Source organism: Mesorhizobium sp. P2_C7, assembly GCF_056404515.1.
Genome location: NZ_JBFUDW010000001.1, coordinates 135,008 through 152,531, shown reverse-complemented (window position 1 = coordinate 152,531; position 17,524 = coordinate 135,008). Strand labels below are relative to the sequence as shown.

General features: G+C 63.0%; 15 protein-coding genes. 8 read left to right on the top strand and 7 right to left on the bottom strand.

Annotation, left to right across the window (positions count from 1 at the left end):
• Positions 1-53: 53 nt before the first annotated feature.
• Complete coding sequence (locus tag AC1D2G_RS00725; protein ID WP_111548414.1) at positions 54-275, top strand: DUF1674 domain-containing protein; 222 nt, start codon at positions 54-56, stop codon at positions 273-275.
• A 98-nt stretch (positions 276-373) separates the two neighbouring features.
• Here the strand turns inward: AC1D2G_RS00725 and AC1D2G_RS00720 are convergent, their stop codons facing one another.
• Positions 374-1,045 carry an HAD family hydrolase gene (locus tag AC1D2G_RS00720; RefSeq protein WP_477411550.1) on the bottom strand — a complete coding sequence of 224 codons (672 nt, stop codon included), beginning with the start codon at positions 1,043-1,045 and terminating at the stop codon, positions 374-376.
• A 166-nt stretch (positions 1,046-1,211) separates the two neighbouring features.
• On the opposite strand from AC1D2G_RS00720, the gene AC1D2G_RS00715 reads away from it, so the two are divergent.
• From AC1D2G_RS00715 to AC1D2G_RS00705, 3 genes are all read left to right on the top strand, one after another.
• Entirely contained in the window at positions 1,212-2,081 is an 870-nt protein-coding gene (locus AC1D2G_RS00715) for a transglutaminase-like domain-containing protein (RefSeq protein ID WP_477411549.1), read from the top strand.
• Positions 2,082-2,412: 331 nt separating this feature from the next.
• The gene (locus AC1D2G_RS00710; RefSeq protein ID WP_477411548.1) at positions 2,413-3,831 is read left to right on the top strand and encodes a TadE/TadG family type IV pilus assembly protein; all 1,419 of its coding nucleotides are present in this window, start codon (positions 2,413-2,415) and stop codon (positions 3,829-3,831) included.
• A 424-nt stretch (positions 3,832-4,255) separates the two neighbouring features.
• Entirely contained in the window at positions 4,256-5,518 is a 1,263-nt protein-coding gene (locus AC1D2G_RS00705) for a class I SAM-dependent methyltransferase (RefSeq protein WP_477411547.1), read from the top strand.
• On the opposite strand, the gene AC1D2G_RS00700 is transcribed toward AC1D2G_RS00705, so the two are convergent.
• A complete protein-coding gene (locus tag AC1D2G_RS00700; protein WP_477411546.1) occupies positions 5,519-6,268 on the bottom strand; it encodes an MOSC domain-containing protein in 750 nt (249 codons plus the stop codon).
• A complete protein-coding gene (gene acs / locus AC1D2G_RS00695) occupies positions 6,268-8,223 on the bottom strand; it encodes an acetate--CoA ligase (RefSeq protein WP_477411545.1) in 1,956 nt (651 codons plus the stop codon). Before acs ends, AC1D2G_RS00700 begins: the two co-directional genes overlap by 1 nt.
• A gap of 317 nt (positions 8,224-8,540) precedes the next feature.
• Between acs and AC1D2G_RS00690 the strand changes: the two genes are divergently transcribed.
• Positions 8,541-8,813: an usg protein gene (locus AC1D2G_RS00690; protein ID WP_457150557.1), complete on the top strand. Its 273-nt coding sequence runs from the start codon at positions 8,541-8,543 to the stop codon at positions 8,811-8,813.
• Between the two features lie 162 nt (positions 8,814-8,975).
• On the opposite strand, the gene AC1D2G_RS00685 is transcribed toward AC1D2G_RS00690, so the two are convergent.
• Together AC1D2G_RS00685 and AC1D2G_RS00680 are read right to left on the bottom strand one after the other, a co-directional pair.
• Positions 8,976-10,010, bottom strand: a complete 1,035-nt coding sequence (locus AC1D2G_RS00685; protein ID WP_477411544.1) for an aldo/keto reductase — start codon at positions 10,008-10,010, stop codon at positions 8,976-8,978.
• Positions 10,011-10,068: 58 nt separating this feature from the next.
• A complete protein-coding gene (locus AC1D2G_RS00680) occupies positions 10,069-11,250 on the bottom strand; it encodes an MFS transporter (RefSeq protein WP_477411543.1) in 1,182 nt (393 codons plus the stop codon).
• Positions 11,251-11,369: 119 nt separating this feature from the next.
• On the opposite strand from AC1D2G_RS00680, the gene AC1D2G_RS00675 reads away from it, so the two are divergent.
• Positions 11,370-12,278, top strand: a complete 909-nt coding sequence (locus AC1D2G_RS00675; RefSeq protein ID WP_477411542.1) for a LysR family transcriptional regulator — start codon at positions 11,370-11,372, stop codon at positions 12,276-12,278.
• Positions 12,279-12,333: 55 nt separating this feature from the next.
• Here the strand turns inward: AC1D2G_RS00675 and AC1D2G_RS00670 are convergent, their stop codons facing one another.
• Positions 12,334-13,383 carry an aldo/keto reductase gene (locus AC1D2G_RS00670; RefSeq protein ID WP_477227626.1) on the bottom strand — a complete coding sequence of 350 codons (1,050 nt, stop codon included), beginning with the start codon at positions 13,381-13,383 and terminating at the stop codon, positions 12,334-12,336.
• A gap of 108 nt (positions 13,384-13,491) precedes the next feature.
• Entirely contained in the window at positions 13,492-14,154 is a 663-nt protein-coding gene (locus AC1D2G_RS00665) for a YggS family pyridoxal phosphate-dependent enzyme (protein ID WP_477411541.1), read from the bottom strand.
• A gap of 153 nt (positions 14,155-14,307) precedes the next feature.
• Here AC1D2G_RS00665 and leuS point away from each other — a divergent pair, with 153 nt between their 5' ends.
• Positions 14,308-16,932: a leucine--tRNA ligase gene (gene leuS / locus AC1D2G_RS00660; RefSeq protein WP_477411540.1), complete on the top strand. Its 2,625-nt coding sequence runs from the start codon at positions 14,308-14,310 to the stop codon at positions 16,930-16,932.
• Positions 16,919-17,503: an LPS assembly lipoprotein LptE gene (gene lptE, locus AC1D2G_RS00655; RefSeq protein ID WP_477411539.1), complete on the top strand. Its 585-nt coding sequence runs from the start codon at positions 16,919-16,921 to the stop codon at positions 17,501-17,503. Before leuS ends, lptE begins: the two co-directional genes overlap by 14 nt.
• The last annotated feature ends 21 nt before the right edge of the window (positions 17,504-17,524 follow it).

Below are 17,524 nucleotides of genomic sequence, written 5' to 3'. Positions count from 1 at the left end.
TCGCTATATGATGGGAAACGCCAGTTCCTGTTTCAATCCGCCGGAAATATCGCATGAACGACGAGACCAGTAAAACCGATGCCGACCTTGGCCATGACGTCCAGCCGAAGGCGCTGACGCCGGAGGCCAGCCGTGCGCTCGCGGAAGCCGAAGCAAGGCGCGTGAAATATCTGGAGAAGGAAGCCGCGGCGCCGAAGGAAATCGGCGGCCGTGGCGGCAAGGAACCCGGCCGCTACGGCGACTGGGAGGTCAAGGGCCTGACCAGCGATTTCTAATGCATGTCGCGCAAAAGTGGCCTCGGTTTTGCGATAACGACATGCACAACAAGAAGGCCTAAAGCGCGTCGCTTGAATCGGTCTCAACGGGACGCGCTTTAGGAAGCCGCCGCGCTTCGTATCTGCTCCAGACCAAGCTGGCCCTGGGCGTCGGTGACCGCCGTCAGGTTGCTGTAGTCAAAAATGGTTTCGTGCGGCGTCTCCATCTTGTGCTGATGCGTCGCGGTGATCACCACCACCGTGGCGCCGGCCGCCTCGCCCGCCTGGATGCCCGGCGTCGCGTCCTCGAAAACCACGCAGTCGTGGGCGTCGAAGCCAAGCCGTTCGGCCGCCAACAGGAAGCAGTCGGGAGCAGGCTTGCCGTGAACCACGTCTTCCGCCGTGACCATTGTCGCCGGACGCGGGATGCCCGCCGCTTCGATCCGCACCAGCGCAAGCGCGAGCGGCGATGATGTGACGATGGCCCAGCGATCCGGCGGCAGCTCACCCAGGAATGCCGCGGCGCCGGCGATGGCATTGACCCCTTCGACATCGGCGATTTCGGCCCGTGTAATCTCGTTCGCCTCGTGCTGTGGGTCGACCCCGGGAAGTGCCAGCCGGCGGACGGTCTCGATGGCCCGCCTGCCATGCATCGTTGGCAGGAAAGTCGCCACGTCGAGGCCGTGCCCCATCGCCCAATTGCTCCAGACGCGTTCCGCGGCCGCGGTCGAATTGAGCAGCGTGCCATCCATATCGAAGAGGAAGGCCGCGAATTTCTTGCCTGCGAACATGGTTTTCCTTGAATTGGGGGAGCGCTTATGGCGGTCGCCGAACCTAACGTCGCGGCGTCGGTATGGGAAGGCGCGAGGGCCACCTTTTCGATAGTCCCAGGGAACCACAGTCCGTCCTCTCGCGTTTGAGCAAAACTGTTTTCCACGACGATCGAAGGGGACTGCGATGCTGATCCGGCTCGGCTACGAAATCGCTATCGAGTGCACCGCGGCCACCCCGGTGATTTCACTGCTCGAGATCCACAAGGACAGGCAGGCCGACATCAAACGGCAGACACGGGTGCTGACATCGCCTGCGGTGTCGACCAGGCTCTACCACGATCTCTATGGCAATGGCTGCCGCCGCTTCACCGCGCCCGCCGGCGGTTTTCGCATCCTTTATGATGCGGTCGTCGAGGACAGTGGCGAGACCGATGCGGTCAACACGCTGGCCAGGGAAGTCCCGGTGGCGGAACTGCCCGACGAGGTGCTCGGTTATCTCCTCGGCAGCCGCTATTGCGAGACCGATCACCTCAGCGGCCTGGCGTGGCAGCTTTTCGGCCATGTCCCCTCGGGTTGGGCGCGGGTGCAAGCGATCGTCGACTATGTCCACAACCGCCTATCGTTCGGCTACGGCTACGCGCGTTCGACCCGCACCGCGGCGCAGGCGCATGAGGAGCGCGTCGGCGTCTGCCGCGACTTCGCTCATCTGGCGATAACTCTCTGCCGCTGCATGAACATTCCGGCGCGCTATGTGAACGGCTATCTCGGCGACATCGGCGTGCCCGCCGATCCGGCGCCGATGGATTTCTCGGCGTGGATGGAAGTGTTCCTCGACGGCAAATGGTACGCGTTCGATCCTCGCCACAACACGCCGAGGGTCGGCCGCGTCGTCATCGCGCGCGGGCGCGACGCTACCGACGTGCCGCTGCTGCACAGCTTCGGCCCGCATCGGCTCAGCCTGTTCAAGGTGTGGACCTACGAACAGGAAGGCAATTTGTTCAATCCGCCCTATCATGCCATCGACAGGACGGTCAGCGCGCAGATGCTGGCCTGATCTCCCGGTAGCCGGGCATGTGATCCGGCAAGTTTGACGCCCTGCGATTTCTAACAGCTGGTCCGCTTCGGCACAGGAGCCCTGTGCCGCAACAGGACGTCATCGGGCATTGCGTGATCCCTTGGCTTGATCATGGTAAGCGACTGGTAAACGAAGCCGGAAGAGTATTTTTCTATTTACCGGTCATTCACCTTTGCGCAGCTCTCAACCTAACAAAAACAATAGGTTGTTGGCGAACGGCTGGCCTTCTGTCCCGTAGCGGCGTCACCCGGTCGGAATCCTGCATTGTCCTTCCCGCGGCGACGAGGCCGAGGCGAGTGGAGGCTGCAGGATGCGGAATTTCGGGGGTCTTGTTCACGCGGCTGGCGTCTTCGCCAGACATCGTGGTGGAAATTTCGCAGTCCTGTTCGGCCTTACCGCTTCAGTCTTGGCGCTGGCCGTTGGTTTTTCCGTCAACGTAACACAGCTCTACAATGCCAGATCGAGCCTGCAGGGCGTGGTCGACGCCGCGGTCACGTCGACGGCGCGCGACCTGACGACCGGCGTCATCAGGGAAGCCGATGCCAACAGATCGGTGCAGGCCTTTCTCGATGCCAACAGCCAGGCAGGTATCCTGCAGGCCGACCAGATCGTGCTCGACAGGCTGATTGTCAGCAGGACCGCCAAGACCGTCCAGGTGGACGCCCATGTCGATGTCGCCCTGTATTTCCCGATGTTCAACATGGGTGACATAAAGCGCGTCGCCGCTTCCACAACGGCGCTCTATTCGGACAAGACCATCGAAGTGGCGATGATGCTCGATGTGACCGGGTCGATGGAGCCGAACATTTGGGCCAAGACCAACAAGATCGGCGACCTGCAGATTGCCGCTTCCGGGGCTGTCAAGGATCTGCTGGACAACAACATCGATCCGAGAAATCCGCGTGTGCGTGTGGCGATTGTTCCCTACGCCGAAGCTGTGAACACGGGCGGTCTTGCTGGCAGTGTCTTCGTCGAGGACAAGGGCGGGCCGGACCTGCCGCCACCCTTGGATGCTCCGGTTTCGGTGTCGGTGACACCAGCGCCCGACAAATGTGCCACCGAACGCAAGGACAAGGATGGCTATGCCGACACTTCGTCCGACGGACCTTCCACATCGCGCTGGGACAGCAACGGCAAGGAGTACCTGGCCAAAATCAATCGGGACGATCACATGAGAACCTGCCCGACGCCGGAACTCATCCCGCTGGCGGCCGACGAAGACAAACTGCTCGACACGATCGATGATTTCAGCGCGGCTGGCGTGACCGCCGGCGGCATCGCCGCGCAGTGGGGCTATTACATGCTTTCACCCTCGTGGCGCTCGACCATCGTCAACGCCGGGCTGGGTGCGGGTCCCGCCAATTTCGATAGGAGGAAAGTCGCCAAGGTCGCCATCCTGATGACGGACGGCCAGTTCAACACAGCCTTCGCCGGCGAGCACGGTGCGCCAAAATCACAGAATGCCGGCCAGATGTCGCGCGACAATGCCGAAGGCATTTGCGACGAGATGAAGCGCGTCGGCATCGAGATCTTCACGATCGGCTTCGATCTGAACGATCCAACCATGACGGCGACCGAACGGGACCAGGCAAAAAGCGTGCTCCGGGACTGCTCCACGGCGGATACGTCGTCGCTTAAGCACTACTACGAGGCAGCGACAGGGGCGGAATTGAAGCAGGCGTTCGACGACATCGTCCAGAACATCGAGAAGATCACCGTCACCAAATGAGTCTTTGAGCAGCGGACAGTTCTGCGGGTTATTGGTCCAAAAGGAAAAGGCCGCCGCTTCTTTCGAAGCCGGCGGCCTTCCGTGTTTCCGTCCGTGGCGCGGCCAATGGCGGTGACCCGTGAGGTCACCTACCGCGCATCTCGCGCCTTAACGGGAAGTCTGCTTCCCGAAAGTGCAATCCGCTGAGGCCACGTTCTGGAAAACGAAATCACTCGACATCGGATCACCTCCTTTCGATTTGTTGAACACACAGAGATGATGGGGTCTGATTTGGCAAATGGCAAGGCGTCACCCTCAAAAAGCCGGGTGTGTGTCTTTCCGGACATGCTGGCCCGACAGGCTGGCCAGATGGGCTGCCAGACGGGGTGGCTTGCGATCCGGGGGCAAACGGACAACATTGGCGCTCTGGCTTCGGGGAGGAAGCATGGACGCCACCGACAAGGCCGCGCGGATCGTTCGAACGGTTGTTGAAACGCTGAAGCCGGGCTTTGCCGTCAGATTGTGGACCGGCGAGCGGATCGGTCCCGCCGACGGCCCGGTGCTGGCCATCAACGACCAGGACATCGTCTGGCAACTGGCGCGCCGGCCAAATTTTTCGACACTGCTCGAGATGTGGATTTCCAAGACGATCGACGTGGAGGACGGGTCGCTGTTCGATCTCTACGCCTTGCCCTCACAGGGCAAGCTGAGGTTGAAGGCATTGCCGAAGCTGGCGATCCTGCGCGATCTGCCCGCCGTCCTGTTCTCGCGAAAGCAGATGACGCGCCGGGCCGATCTTGCCGGCCGCAACCCCTTCGTCAGCGGTTCGAACAAGCAGGCGATCGAGCATCACTACGACATTTCGAACGCGTTCTACCGGCTCTTCCTCGATGAACGCATGGTCTACACCTGCGCCTATTTCACCGATTTCGCCAACGGCATCGACCAGGCGCAGCAAGACAAGCTCGACCATATCTGCCGCAAACTCAGGCTGAAACCCGGCGACCGGCTGCTCGACATCGGCTGCGGCTGGGGCGCAATGCTGATCCATGCCGCCAAGCACTATGGCGCCATCGGCCATGGGGTCTCGTTGTCGGAGGAGCAGACCCGACTGGCACGCGAGCGCATCCACGCCGAGGGTCTCGATGATCGGATCACCATCGACATAAAATCCTATACGGAACTGAGCGGCAGCTACGACAAGATCTCGTCGATCGGCATGTTCGAGGCCGTCGGCCTCGCCAACCACGGCACCTATTTCTCGACCATCCATCGCTTGCTCAAGCCAGGCGGCATCTACTTGCACCACGCAATCACCCGGCGCGGCAAGGGCAGCGCGAAGAAGACGCTGCGCAAGGGCGCGGAATACAAGGCGCTGATCAAATACATATTTCCCGGCGGTGAGGTCGACACCATAGGCATGACGCTCGGCAATCTCGAGGCGCATGGATTTCTCGTCCACGACGTCGAAAACCTGCGCGAGCACTATGCCCGCACCTGCAGGCTGTGGGCGGAACGTCTGCACGCAAGGTTCGATGAGGCGATCGCCGAGGTCGGCGAAGCCAAGGCGCGCCTGTGGCTGCTTTACCTGACGGGCTGTTCGATCACCTTCGAACGCGCCTCGGCGCAGATTTTCCAGACCGTCGTCATCAAGCGTGTGCGGGGCTTGAGCGGCTTGCCGCCGACGCGAGCGGATCTCTACCGGTGATCAGACGAATCGCATCGCAGCGCCGATTTCGACGCGGGCCGGTCGATCGACCGTGCAGTAGACGCCGAGATTGTGTGCGTTGTAGCGGACCAGATTGCGCAGGATGGCCGGGTCGTGGTCGAAACCATCCTGGGCAATGATGGTGAAGCCGCAGCGGCGGCAGGGCTCGGAGATGGTCAGCAATAGATCGCCGATCGCCAGCTTGCGGCCGATCCATTCCGTCTCCGGGAACGATCCTTCGATGGGCGCCATGTCGACGACGATGTTGGGGCGGAAGCGGCACGGATCGGGGACGCCTTCGGGGTGCAACGCCTTCAGCCGTGCCAGCGAAGCCGTGGTCAAAAGGTGGATCGGGGCCTTGCGGTAACGCTCGGCGGTCAACGGTCCGGAATAGCCGGGCGCCATGTGTTCCCTCCGAAACGGCCGGATCGAGGCCGCGAAGCCGAGATAGGCGGAAACGGCGCGATCGCTTTCGGCTCCCGGTGCCGCCAGCCAGTCGCCGTCCGGAATGGCAACCTCCAGTTCGCCGGTTGGCGACAACCGGGTCTTGATGCGCGGCACTTTGTGCCATTTCGCATCGCGGTCGGGCCGCGCGATTTCGTTGTCGGTGGCATCGACGAGACCGAACATGCGGTCGCCGTCGATGCTTTCCTGATCCACCAAAATCGCGTCCAGGCGTTCGCCGGCGAGTGAACTCGCCGGGTAGCGCCAAAGCTCGGTGACCGAACCCACCGCGACTGTCGATTGCATCAGCTTTTCTTGTTCTGCCGGTTGGCGATCAGGTCCTCGACGACGGCCGGATCGGCGAGTGTCGAGGTGTCGCCGAGTGCCGAAAAATCGTCCTCGGCGATCTTGCGCAGGATGCGGCGCATGATCTTGCCCGAGCGCGTCTTGGGCAGGCCTGGCGAAAACTGGATCTTGTCGGGCGAAGCGATGGCGCCGATCTCCTTGCGGACATGGGCGATCAACTCCTTGCGCAATTCCTCGCCCGGCTGCTCGCCGGCCATCAGCGTGACGTAGCAGTAGATGCCCTGGCCCTTGATGTCGTGGGGGTAGCCGACGACGGCCGCTTCCGAAACCTTGTCGTGGCTGACCAGCGCGGATTCGACTTCCGCCGTGCCCATGCGGTGGCCGGAGACATTGATGACGTCGTCGACGCGGCCGGTGATCCAGTAATAGCCGTCGGCATCGCGGCGGCAGCCGTCGCCGGTGAAGTACTTGCCCTTGTAGGTCGAGAAATAGGTCTGCACGAAGCGCTCGTGGTCGCCATAGACGGTGCGCATCTGGCCCGGCCAGGAATCGGTGATGCACAGATTGCCGTCGGCCGCGCCCTCCAGCACCTTGCCCTCGCCGTCGACCAGCTGCGGCTCGACGCCGAAGAAAGGCCGCGTCGCCGAACCTGCCTTGAGGTCGGTGGCGCCGGGCAGCGGGGTGATCAGGATGCCGCCGGTCTCGGTCTGCCACCAGGTGTCGACGATCGGCACCTTGCCGTTGCCGACGACGTTGAAATACCACTCCCAGGCTTCCGGATTGATCGGTTCGCCGACCGAACCCAGCACGCGCAGTGACTTGCGCGATGTCCGGGTGACATGCGCATCGCCGGCGCCCATCAGCGCGCGCAATGCCGTCGGCGCGGTGTAGAAGATGTTGACCTTGTGCTTGTCGATGACTTCCCAGAAGCGGGACTGCGACGGATAGTTCGGCACGCCTTCGAACATCAGCGTGGTGGCGCCGTTGGCGAGCGGCCCGTAGACGATGTAGCTGTGGCCGGTGACCCAGCCGACATCGGCGGTGCACCAGTAGATGTCGCCGTCATGGTAATCGAAGACATATTGGTGCGTCATCGAGGCATAGACGAGATAGCCGGCGGTGGTGTGCAGCACGCCCTTCGGCTTGCCGGTCGAGCCCGAGGTGTAGAGGATGAACAGCGGATCCTCGGCCTTCATCTTCTCAGGCTTGCATTCGGCTTTCACCGAAGCGACTTCGTCGTGGTACCAGACGTCGCGGCCCGGCGCCCAGCCGACCTTGCCGCCAGTGCGGCGCACGACGACAACCTTGTTGACCATGACGAAATTCTTGGCGGCGATATCGATCGCCTTGTCGGTGTTCTCCTTCAGCGGGATGGCCTTGCCGCCGCGCAGGCCTTCGTCGGCGGTGATGACGAAGGTCGATTCGCAGTCGACGATGCGGCCGGCCAGCGCGTCGGGCGAAAAGCCGCCGAAGACGATCGAGTGGATGGCGCCGATGCGCGTGCAGGCAAGCATCGCATACGCCGCTTCCGGGATCATCGGCATGTAGATGGTGACGCGGTCGCCCTTCTTGACGCCGTGCTTCTTCATCACATTGGCGAGCCGGCAGACATGCTCGTAAAGCTCGTTGTAGGTGATCTTCTTGTCGTCGTAGGGATTGTCACCTTCCCAGATGATGGCTGTCTGGTCGCCGCGCTTCGTCAGGTGGCGGTCGATGCAGTTGTACGAGACGTTGGTTAGGCCATCCTCGAACCACTTGATCGAGACCTTGCCATCGAAGGAGGTGTTCTTGACCTTGCTGAAGGGCTTGAACCAGTCGATGCGCTTGCCATGCTTGCCCCAGAATTTGTCCGGGTTCTTGACGCTGTCGGCATACCATTTCAGGTAGGTGTCATTGTCGATCAGTGCGTTTTTCTTCCACGCCGGCTGGACGCGATGGACATGAACCTCGGACATTCTTCACTTTCCTCCCGAACCAATCCGCCGGCTTGAAACGCCGGCGGGATCGCGGCGACGCGGCCGCGAATTCGGCGGCATTATTACCAGTTCCTCCGTTACGGCAATATTAGACATTGGGTTTGCGCGGCGGGATGCCGCAGACAGACTTGCGCCGACTGTCAGCACTCAGGCGATGCCGCTGCTAACTGCATGTTTTCGCGCGGAAAACCCGTTCTTGATCAGGAAAAATCAATAGACAGTTAAGCAACGGCGCGCACAATCCAGCGTTGGGAGGAACGGAGACTCAACCAAGGGACCGTCCAAGGGGGACTGCAATGCACGACCATTCCGAAATGGACCTGATGCTTAGGGGATATGGCCTGACCACGGCCAAGATTCTTTACCATTTTCCCGATCATCCGCATCTGCTGCAGAGCTACATCTGGCAGGACTACGACATCGCTCCGAAGTTTCCGGTGCTGATCCGGTTCATCGAATTCTGGAAGACGAGGCTCGACGGCCCCCTGCATTCGGTTGTCTACACGCATCAGAAGCTGATCGCGCCGAACGAATGGCGTAAAGTCGATGGCGAGTTCGTGCTGCATTAGGGTGTGCCGATATTCAGGTGAGGCCGGCCTGCGAATGGCGGTTTCCTGCGCTTCCGGTGCTCACGTACTTTAAGTACGCTCCGCTCCGGTTCTCGGAAGCCACCATTCTCGACTCGGCCTGACCTGAATCTCGACACACCCCGATCCCGAACGGTTGATGTGTTAAACCGCCGGCGGGTTCAGCCGGGCGAAACCTTCCTGGCGGTGATAGGGGAAATATGGGTAGGGTGCGGTGACTTCGCTGGCCGCGTCGAGTTTCCCGATCTGCTCCGGCGTCAAGGTCCAGCCGATGGCGCCGAGATTTTGGCGCAGCTGCTCTTCGTTGCGGGCGCCGATGATGACCGAGGATACGGTCGGGCGCTGCAGCAGCCAGTTGATGGCGATCTGCGGTACTGTCCTGCCGGTTTCTTCGGCCACTGCGTCGAGGGCATCCATGACCCGGTAGAGATGCTCGTCCTCGACCGGTGGGCCGAAGCTTGCGGTGTCGTGCAGCCGGCTCTTGTCCGGCAGTTTTGCTCCCCGGCGGATCTTGCCGGTCAGGCGGCCCCAGCCGAGCGGGCTCCACACCAGCGCGCCGACGCCCTGGTCGAGGCCAAGCGGCATCAGCTCCCACTCGTAGTCGCGGCCAACCAGCGAATAGTAGACTTGGTGCGCGACATAGCGCGGGTAGCCGTGCCTGTCGGCTTGCGCCAGCGACTTCATCACTTGCCAGCCGGAGAAGTTGGAGACGCCGACATAGCGAAGCTTGCCGGAACGCACCAGCTCGTCCAGCGTCGACAGAACCTCCTCGATCGGCGTGCCGGCATCGAATGCATGCAGCTGCAGCAGGTCGATGTAATCGGTGCCGAGCCGCCGCAGCGCGTCGTCCACGGATTTGATCAGTCGCGAACGCGACGAGCCGTAGTCGGCCGGGCCGTCGCCCATCGGCAGCGAGGTCTTGGTCGAGATCAGCACGGCATCGCGGCGGCCCTTTATCGCTTCGCCAAGCACTTCTTCCGACGCGCCGTTCGAGTAGACGTCGGCGGTGTCGAACAGATTGACGCCGGCTTCGAGGCAGATGTCGACCAGCCGCCGCGCCTCCCTTGCGTCGCTGTTGCCCCAGGCGCCGAACAGCGGGCCAGAGCCGCCAAAGGTTCCCGCGCCAAATGAGAGTGCGGGCACTTTCAGGCCCGATGCACCGAGACGTCGATAGTCCATTTTCGTGGCTCCTGATGGTGAGGAAGGGGATGTAGAGAAGTGATCCGGTTTGCCAGCGTTAAGAGCGGACGGAGACAGGCTCGCCGATCGTAGGGCTGCGATCGCGGCGCAGTGCCAGTCCCGCCAGGGCGAGTGCGGTGAGTGGCAGCAGGGCGGCGATCCAGGTGAGCGAACCCAAGCCGAGGCCCTGGGCGATCACCGCGCCGCCAAGCCAGGCGCCGGCGGCGTTGCCAAGATTGAAGGCGGCGATGTTGAAGGAAGAGGCAAGGCTTTGGCCCGCACCTTGCGCCTTTTCCAGCACCCACATCTGCAGCGGCGCCACGGTGCCGAAAGCGGCGGCACCCAGCAGGCCGACATAGATCACGGCCATTACCTGGCTGTGGATGGCGAAGGTCATGGTTGCGAGCACCAGGGCCAGCACCACGAGGCTGCCCAGCACGGCCGGCACCAGCCAGCGATCGGCGACCTTGCCGCCGGCGAGATTGCCGGCGATGAGACCGCCGCCGAAGACGAGCAGGATTGGCGACACGGCGGCTTCGCCAAAACCGCTGATCTGCGTCAGCAACGGAGCAATGTAGGTGAAGACGGCGAAGACGCCGGCATAGCCGAGCACGGTGGTGGCGAGGCCGAGCAGCACGGGCGTGCGGCGCAGCACGGCGAGGTCGGCGCGCAGGTCGCTCTTTTCGGGCGCCGTCTGGCTGCGTGGCACCAGAGCCAAGATGACGGCGAAGGCCGCCAGGCCAACCACGGTTACCGCCCAGAAGGTCGCCCGCCAGCCAAAGGCCTGGCCGAGCCAGGTGCCGAAGGGCACGCCGAGGATGTTGGCGATGGTCAGGCCGGTGAACATCAGTGCGATCGCCGAGGCCTTCTTGTTGGGCGCGACCAGCCCGGTGGCGACCACCGAACCGACACCGAAGAAGGTGCCATGGGCAAAGGCGGTGATGACGCGGGCGCCCATCAGCGTCCAATAGTCGGGCGCTAGCGCACAGGCGAGATTGCCAAGCGTGAAGATCGCCATCAGCGCCAGAAGCACGGTCTTGCGCGGCCAGTTGCCGGTGGCGATGGTCAGCAAGGGCGCGCCGATGACGACGCCGAGCGCATAGCCCGAAATGAGCTGGCCGGCGGCCGAGATCGAGACGCCGAGATCCTTGCTGACGTCGAGCAGCAAACCCATGATGACGAATTCGGTGACGCCAATGCCGAAGGCGCCGGCGGCGAGGGCGTAAAGAGCAAGAGGCATGGCGATTTCCACTTCGATGAGGATGAGCGCCGTCCCGCGCCCCGACCCGAAAGATCGTGTCGCCATGCATTGTGAACCAGACTTGCGCCGGGCACATTTTCTGTGAAATAGATTCACAAATGGCCAGGCCTGATATCAATCGCTCCGGCGAGATCGAAGTGTTCGTGCGCGTCGTCGAGGAAGGTAGTTTCTCTTCCGCGGCACGCGCGTTGCGCATGACGCCGTCGGCGGTCAGCAAGCTGATCGCGCGGCTGGAAGCTCGGCTTGGCGCGCGGCTGGTCAGCCGTTCGACGCGAAAACTGCAACTGACACCGGAAGGCACCGCGTTCTACGACAGCGGCCTGCGCATCCTGGCCGACATGGCGGCGGCCGAGCAGGAAGCCGCGGCAGGGGCGGCGCCACGCGGACGGCTGCGCGTCAACTCCTACGTTCCCTTCGGGGTGCACCGGCTGATCCCGCTCCTGCCACGCTTCCTTGAACGTTACCCCGAGATCTCGGTCGATCTGGTGCTGACCGACAGTGTCATCGACCTGATGGCAGAACGCGCCGATGTCGCCATCCGCGCCGGGCCGCTCGGCGAATCACGGCTGGTGGCGCGCAAGCTCGGGCAAAGCCCGGTAGCGGTCGTTGCAGCACCTTCCTACCTCCGGACGCATGGCACGCCTCTAACACCGGCCGATCTCGACAGGCACAACCGCCTGGGGTTCGGTTTCGTGCGGCATCTCGACGGCTGGCCATTCCTCGATGCGGCCGGCAACGCCATCATGGTTCCGATCACCGGCAACACGCTGGTCAGCGACGGCGAGGCAATGCGGCTGATGGCGCTGGCGGGCGCGGGCATTGCCCGGCTGGCGCGCTGGCACGTGGCAGCCGATATCGGGGCCGGCCGGCTGGTGCGGTTGCTCGAGGATTTCAATCCGGGCGACGAGGAGGTCACCCACGCCGTCTATGTCGGCCAGGGCCGGCATCTGCCGGCGCGGGTGCGGACCTTTCTGGATTTTCTGGGAGAGAGCGTACGGCTGACCTGAGGAGAGACGGCTCTCGGGAGTTCGTGGGCTCCCGAGATGTCTGTGCTGGCGGCGGCTATGCTTTCGGCGTGAACGGAGCCGGGCGGCGGCCGGCGGCCTGGCGCTCCACCATCCAGCCGGGATATTCGGCCGGCAGGGCGCTGACCTCATCGAGACGGACAAGATCGTCGGCGTCGAGCTTCAACTGGGTGGCGGCAAGGTTCTGTTCGAGCTGCTCCATGCGGCTGGCGCCGATGATGACGCTCATCACGAAGGGCTTGGCCAGGACATAGCCGAGCGCCACCGTGGCAACGCTCACATCGTGCTTCCCAGCGATCTCGCGCATGACGGCGACGGCCCCCCAGGCGCGCTCCTCGTTGACCGGCGGAAAGTTGAGGGAGGCACGACGTCCCTCGCCATTGCCGGGCGCGCCGGGGCCGTATTTGCCGGACAGCAGACCTCCGGCCATCGGCGACCATACCATCAGGCCAAGCTTTTCCTCATTGATGAGCGGCACGATTTCGCGCTCGAGATCGCGTCCGGCGATCGAATAATAGGACTGGATGGTCTCGAAACGGGCAAAGCCCTTGCGGTCGGCGATGCCGAGCGCCTTGGCGATGCGCCAGGCCTGCCAGTTGGAAACGCCGACATAGCGGACCTTGCCGCTGGCAACCAGATCGTCGAGCGCCCGCAGCGTCTCGTCGATCGGCGTCACCATGTCGGTGCCGTGCAACTGATAGAGGTCGATATGGTCGAGCTGAAGCCTCTCGAGGCTGGCATCGACCGAGTCCATGATGTGGCCGCGTGACGAGCCACGCTGGTTAGGACCGTCACCCATGGCGCCATGCACCTTGGTGGCGATGACCACTTTCTGCCTGTCGACGCCGAGATCCCTCAGCGACTGGCCGAGCAGCCGCTCAGACTCGCCAAACGAGTAGACGTCGGCCGTATCGAAGAAATTGACGCCGGCGGCGAGCGAGCGCGCAACGATCTCGTTGACGCCCTTCTGGTCGAGGCTGGCGATCAGGCCCCATTGGGCGTTTTCGCCGGCGGCGCCGAAGGTCATGGTGCCGAGGCAGAGTTCGGAGACGAACATCCCCGTATTTCCAAGCTGGTTGTAACGCATAGTGGAGGCTCCAGGAGAATGGTGATGACACCAAGCAAATAGGAACGATACGTTTCGTTTCCAGTGTTGGCACAACGAGGCTGCCTGATTGGCCTAAAGTCCGCGGTGTCAGCGGCTGCCGAAGATCGCCGATCCGACCCGGACGCTGGTGGCGCCGAAGGCGACCGCCGTCTCGTAGTCGCCAGACATGCCCATCGACAGTTTGGCGACGCCGGCCTCATGCGCAAGCTTCTCCAGCAAGGCGAAGTGAGGACCTGGGTTCTCGTCGGCCGGCGGAATGCACATCAGGCCTTCGATGGCGAGGCCGTGGACACCACGGCAGCGGGTGACGAAGGCGACCGCATCGCGCGGTTCGATGCCGGCCTTCTGCGGCTCGGAGCCGGTGTTGACCTGGACATAGAGCTTCGGCGCGCGGCCCTGCCTGGCGATCTCCCTGACGAGTTCGACGGCGATCTTGTCGCGATCGACCGTCTCGATGACATCGAACAGCGCCACCGCCTCCTTTGCCTTGTTCGACTGCAGCGGACCGATCAGATGCAGCTCGATGTCGGCAAAAGCCTCCTTCAGCGCCGGCCATTTGCCTTGCGCCTCCTGCACGCGGTTTTCGCCGAAGACGTGCTGGCCGGCCTCGATGACCGGGCTTATGTCCGCGGCGTCAAAGGTCTTGGAAACCGCGACCAGAGTCACCGCGCCAGGATCGCGGCCGGCGTCGCGCTCGGCGGCGGCGATCTTGGCCTTGACCGCGAAAAACTGCTGAACGGCGTCACCCATATGCAAATCCCGCTGTTTTGATCCGCGTTTTTGACCGACGCGAGACCCATATGGTTGACGGGTTTGCCAAACCATGGTGAACACCCGGACCATATCCAATGAACTGCCGAGCTGTCGCCCGCAGTCCGCATGCTTTTAAGTGAAAAACGTCCCATGGCAACCGAACGATACAATCCGCGCGCGTCAGAGCCCAAATGGCAGAAGGCCTGGGACGCCAGGAAGCTTTTCGAGGCGCACAATGACGATCCGCGCCCGAAATACTACGTGCTGGAAATGTTCCCCTATCCGTCGGGGCGCATCCATATCGGCCACACCCGCAACTACACGATGGGTGACGTGGTGGCGCGCTACAAGCGGGCCAAGGGCTTCAACGTGCTGCACCCGATGGGCTGGGACGCCTTCGGCATGCCGGCCGAGAACGCGGCGATGCAGAACAAGGTCCATCCCAAGGAATGGACCTACCAGAACATCGCCACCATGCGCGAGCAGCTCAAGGTCATGGGCCTGTCGCTGGACTGGGCGCGCGAATTCGCCACCTGCGATGTCGACTACTACCATCGCCAGCAGATGCTGTTCCTCGATTTTGTCGAGAAGGGCCTGGTGACGCGCAAATCCTCCAAGGTCAATTGGGACCCGGAGGACATGACCGTGCTCGCCAACGAGCAGGTCATCGACGGACGCGGCTGGCGTTCGGGGGCGCTGGTCGAACAGCGCGAACTGACGCAGTGGTTCTTCAGGATCACCGATTTCGCGCAGGACCTGCTGGATTCGCTCGACGGCCTCACCGAATGGCCGGAAAAAGTGAAGCTGATGCAGCAGAACTGGATCGGCCGCTCCGAGGGCCTGCTGATTCGCTGGCCGCTGGCCGACGCCATCGGCGGCGAGCATGAGCTGGAAGTCTATACGACAAGGCCCGACACCATTTTCGGCGCCTCTTTCATGGCTGTCGCCGCTGATCATCCGCTGGCCAGGAAGGCTGCCGAGACCAATCCGGCGCTGGCCAAGTTCATCGACGAGGTCCGCCATATGGGGACTTCGGTGGCGGCGCTGGAGACGGCTGAGAAGAAGGGCTTCGACACCGGCATCCGCGTCGTTCATCCGTTTGACGACAGCTGGACGCTGCCGGTCTATGTCGCCAATTTCGTGCTGATGGAATACGGCACCGGCGCCATCTTCGGCTGTCCGTCCGGCGACCAGCGCGACCTCGACTTCGCCAACAAATACGGCCTGCCGGTGATCCCGGTGGTGATGCCGGAAGGCGAGAATCCAGGCAGCTTCCAGATCATCGATGAAGCCTATGTCGGCGACGGCGTGATGATCAATTCGCGCTTCCTCGACGGCATGAAGCCGGATCAGGCGTTCGACGAGGTCGCGAAACTGCTGGAGCAGAAGACCATCGGCAACCGGCCGATGGCTGAGCGCAAGGTGAATTTCCGCCTGCGCGACTGGGGCATTTCGCGCCAGCGCTACTGGGGCTGCCCGATCCCGATGATCCATTGCGAGGATTGCGGCGTGGTGCCGGTGCCGAAGGCCGACCTGCCGGTCAGGCTGCCCGACGATGTCGATTTCGACCGGCCGGGCAATCCGCTCGACCGCCATCCGACCTGGCGCCATGTCAAATGCCCGCAATGCGGCAAGGATGCGCGTCGTGAAACCGACACGATGGACACGTTCGTCGATTCGTCGTGGTATTTCGCACGCTTCACGGCGCCCAGGGCGTATGAGCCGACCGATCCCAAGGCAGCCAATGAGTGGCTGGCGGTCGACCAGTATATTGGCGGCATCGAGCACGCGATCCTGCATCTGCTCTATTCGCGCTTCTTCACCCGCGCCATGCGCGAGACCGGCCATGTCGATCTGGCCGAGCCGTTCAAGGGCCTGTTCACGCAAGGCATGGTGGTGCACGAAACCTATCGCGTCGGCTCGGCATCGAATGGTCGCTGGCTGGCGCCTACGGAAGTGCGGCTGGAGGACGTCGACGGCAAACGACGCGCCATCGACATCGCCACTGGCGAGGCGGTGACGATCGGCCCGCTCGAAAAGATGTCGAAGTCGAAGAAGAACACGGTGAGCCCGGAAGACATCACCGACGGCTACGGCGCCGACACGGCGCGCTGGTTCATGCTGTCGGATTCGCCGCCCGAGCGCGATGTCGAATGGACCGACGATGGCGCCGCCGGCGCGCATCGCTTCATCCAGCGCATCTGGCGCCTGGTGTCGACGGCCGGCGAGACGCTGGCGGGCGTCGAGCCGGTGGCGGCCAATGGCGGCGAGGCGGCAGCCGTCTCCAAGGCGGCGCACAAGATCCTGAAGGCGGTCGGCGAGGATATCGAAAAGCTCGCCTTCAACCGCGCCATCGCCCGCATCTACGAACTGGCCAATGCGCTGACCACGCCGCTCAACGATGTGGCCGAAGGCAAGGCCGATGCGGCGCTGAAAGGCGCTTGCCGGCAGGCCGTGGAGATACTCGTGCATCTGATCGCGCCGGTCATGCCGCATCTGGCCGAGGAGTGCTGGGAGACGCTCGGCGGCACCGATCTGGTCGCCGAACGGCCGTGGCCGGTCTTCGATCCGGCACTGGTCGTCGACAACGAAGTTACCTATCCGGTACAGGTCAACGGCAAGAAGCGGGGGGATTTGACAATTGCCCGCGACGCGGACCAAGGTGCGGTCGAAAAAGCGGTACTGTCTCTCGACTTCGTGCAGAAAGCACTCGAAGGTAAGGCTCCGCGCAAGGTGATCATCGTGCCGCAGAGGATCGTCAATGTCGTTGCCTGATCGGGAAAAGACAGAGCTGGGCCGTTTGCTGCGCCGCGTGGCGCTTGCCGGCCTGCTCGGCTCGCTTGCGCTGGCCTCGGCCTGCACGGTGCGGCCGCTCTATTCGAGCGAGCCGTTGTCGACCAGCTCGACTGGCAGTGCCAATTCCGAACTGGCGTCGATCGGCATCAAGCCGGTCAACACGCGTTTCGGGCAGCAGGTGCGCAACAATTTGATCTTCGGATTTGGACGAGGCGCTGGCGAACCGGCCTCGCCGGCCTATTCGCTCTTTCTCGGCGTGGGCGAAGCCGTCGAATCCGCGGCACTCGTGCAGGTCGGAACCGACGAAGACGAGCCGACCGCTGGTTCCGTGACGCTGACCGCCAACTACACGCTGAGCGATGCCAAGACCGGGGCAAAGATCGCGTCCGGGAGGCGCTCGATCACCTCGTCCTTCGACAGGCCGCGTCAGGAATTCGCCGCATACCGGGCGCAGATCGACGCCGAGAACCGTGCCGCGCGCGAACTGGCCGAAGCGCTGCAGTTGTCCATCGCTCAGGACCTAGTCAAGTACGGCAAGACGGCCGGCTAGCGCATCATCGTTTCGAACGCT

What these genes read in the sequence shown, in the direction of transcription:
- AC1D2G_RS00675 (WP_477411542.1), top strand. Translation starts at nt 11,370, where the DNA reads ATGGCCAGGCCTGATATCAATCGCTCCGGCGAGATCGAAGTGTTCGTG.
- AC1D2G_RS00685 (WP_477411544.1), bottom strand. Translation starts at nt 10,010, where the DNA reads ATGGACTATCGACGTCTCGGTGCATCGGGCCTGAAAGTGCCCGCACTC.
- AC1D2G_RS00690 (WP_457150557.1), top strand. Translation starts at nt 8,541, where the DNA reads ATGCACGACCATTCCGAAATGGACCTGATGCTTAGGGGATATGGCCTG.
- acs (WP_477411545.1), bottom strand. Translation starts at nt 8,223, where the DNA reads ATGTCCGAGGTTCATGTCCATCGCGTCCAGCCGGCGTGGAAGAAAAAC.
- AC1D2G_RS00700 (WP_477411546.1), bottom strand. Translation starts at nt 6,268, where the DNA reads ATGCAATCGACAGTCGCGGTGGGTTCGGTCACCGAGCTTTGGCGCTAC.
- AC1D2G_RS00670 (WP_477227626.1), bottom strand. Translation starts at nt 13,383, where the DNA reads ATGCGTTACAACCAGCTTGGAAATACGGGGATGTTCGTCTCCGAACTC.
- AC1D2G_RS00720 (WP_477411550.1), bottom strand. Translation starts at nt 1,045, where the DNA reads ATGTTCGCAGGCAAGAAATTCGCGGCCTTCCTCTTCGATATGGATGGC.
- AC1D2G_RS00715 (WP_477411549.1), top strand. Translation starts at nt 1,212, where the DNA reads ATGCTGATCCGGCTCGGCTACGAAATCGCTATCGAGTGCACCGCGGCC.
- AC1D2G_RS00665 (WP_477411541.1), bottom strand. Translation starts at nt 14,154, where the DNA reads ATGGGTGACGCCGTTCAGCAGTTTTTCGCGGTCAAGGCCAAGATCGCC.
- lptE (WP_477411539.1), top strand. Translation starts at nt 16,919, where the DNA reads ATGTCGTTGCCTGATCGGGAAAAGACAGAGCTGGGCCGTTTGCTGCGC.
- AC1D2G_RS00725 (WP_111548414.1), top strand. Translation starts at nt 54, where the DNA reads ATGAACGACGAGACCAGTAAAACCGATGCCGACCTTGGCCATGACGTC.
- AC1D2G_RS00705 (WP_477411547.1), top strand. Translation starts at nt 4,256, where the DNA reads ATGGACGCCACCGACAAGGCCGCGCGGATCGTTCGAACGGTTGTTGAA.
- AC1D2G_RS00710 (WP_477411548.1), top strand. Translation starts at nt 2,413, where the DNA reads ATGCGGAATTTCGGGGGTCTTGTTCACGCGGCTGGCGTCTTCGCCAGA.
- leuS (WP_477411540.1), top strand. Translation starts at nt 14,308, where the DNA reads ATGGCAACCGAACGATACAATCCGCGCGCGTCAGAGCCCAAATGGCAG.
- AC1D2G_RS00680 (WP_477411543.1), bottom strand. Translation starts at nt 11,250, where the DNA reads ATGCCTCTTGCTCTTTACGCCCTCGCCGCCGGCGCCTTCGGCATTGGC.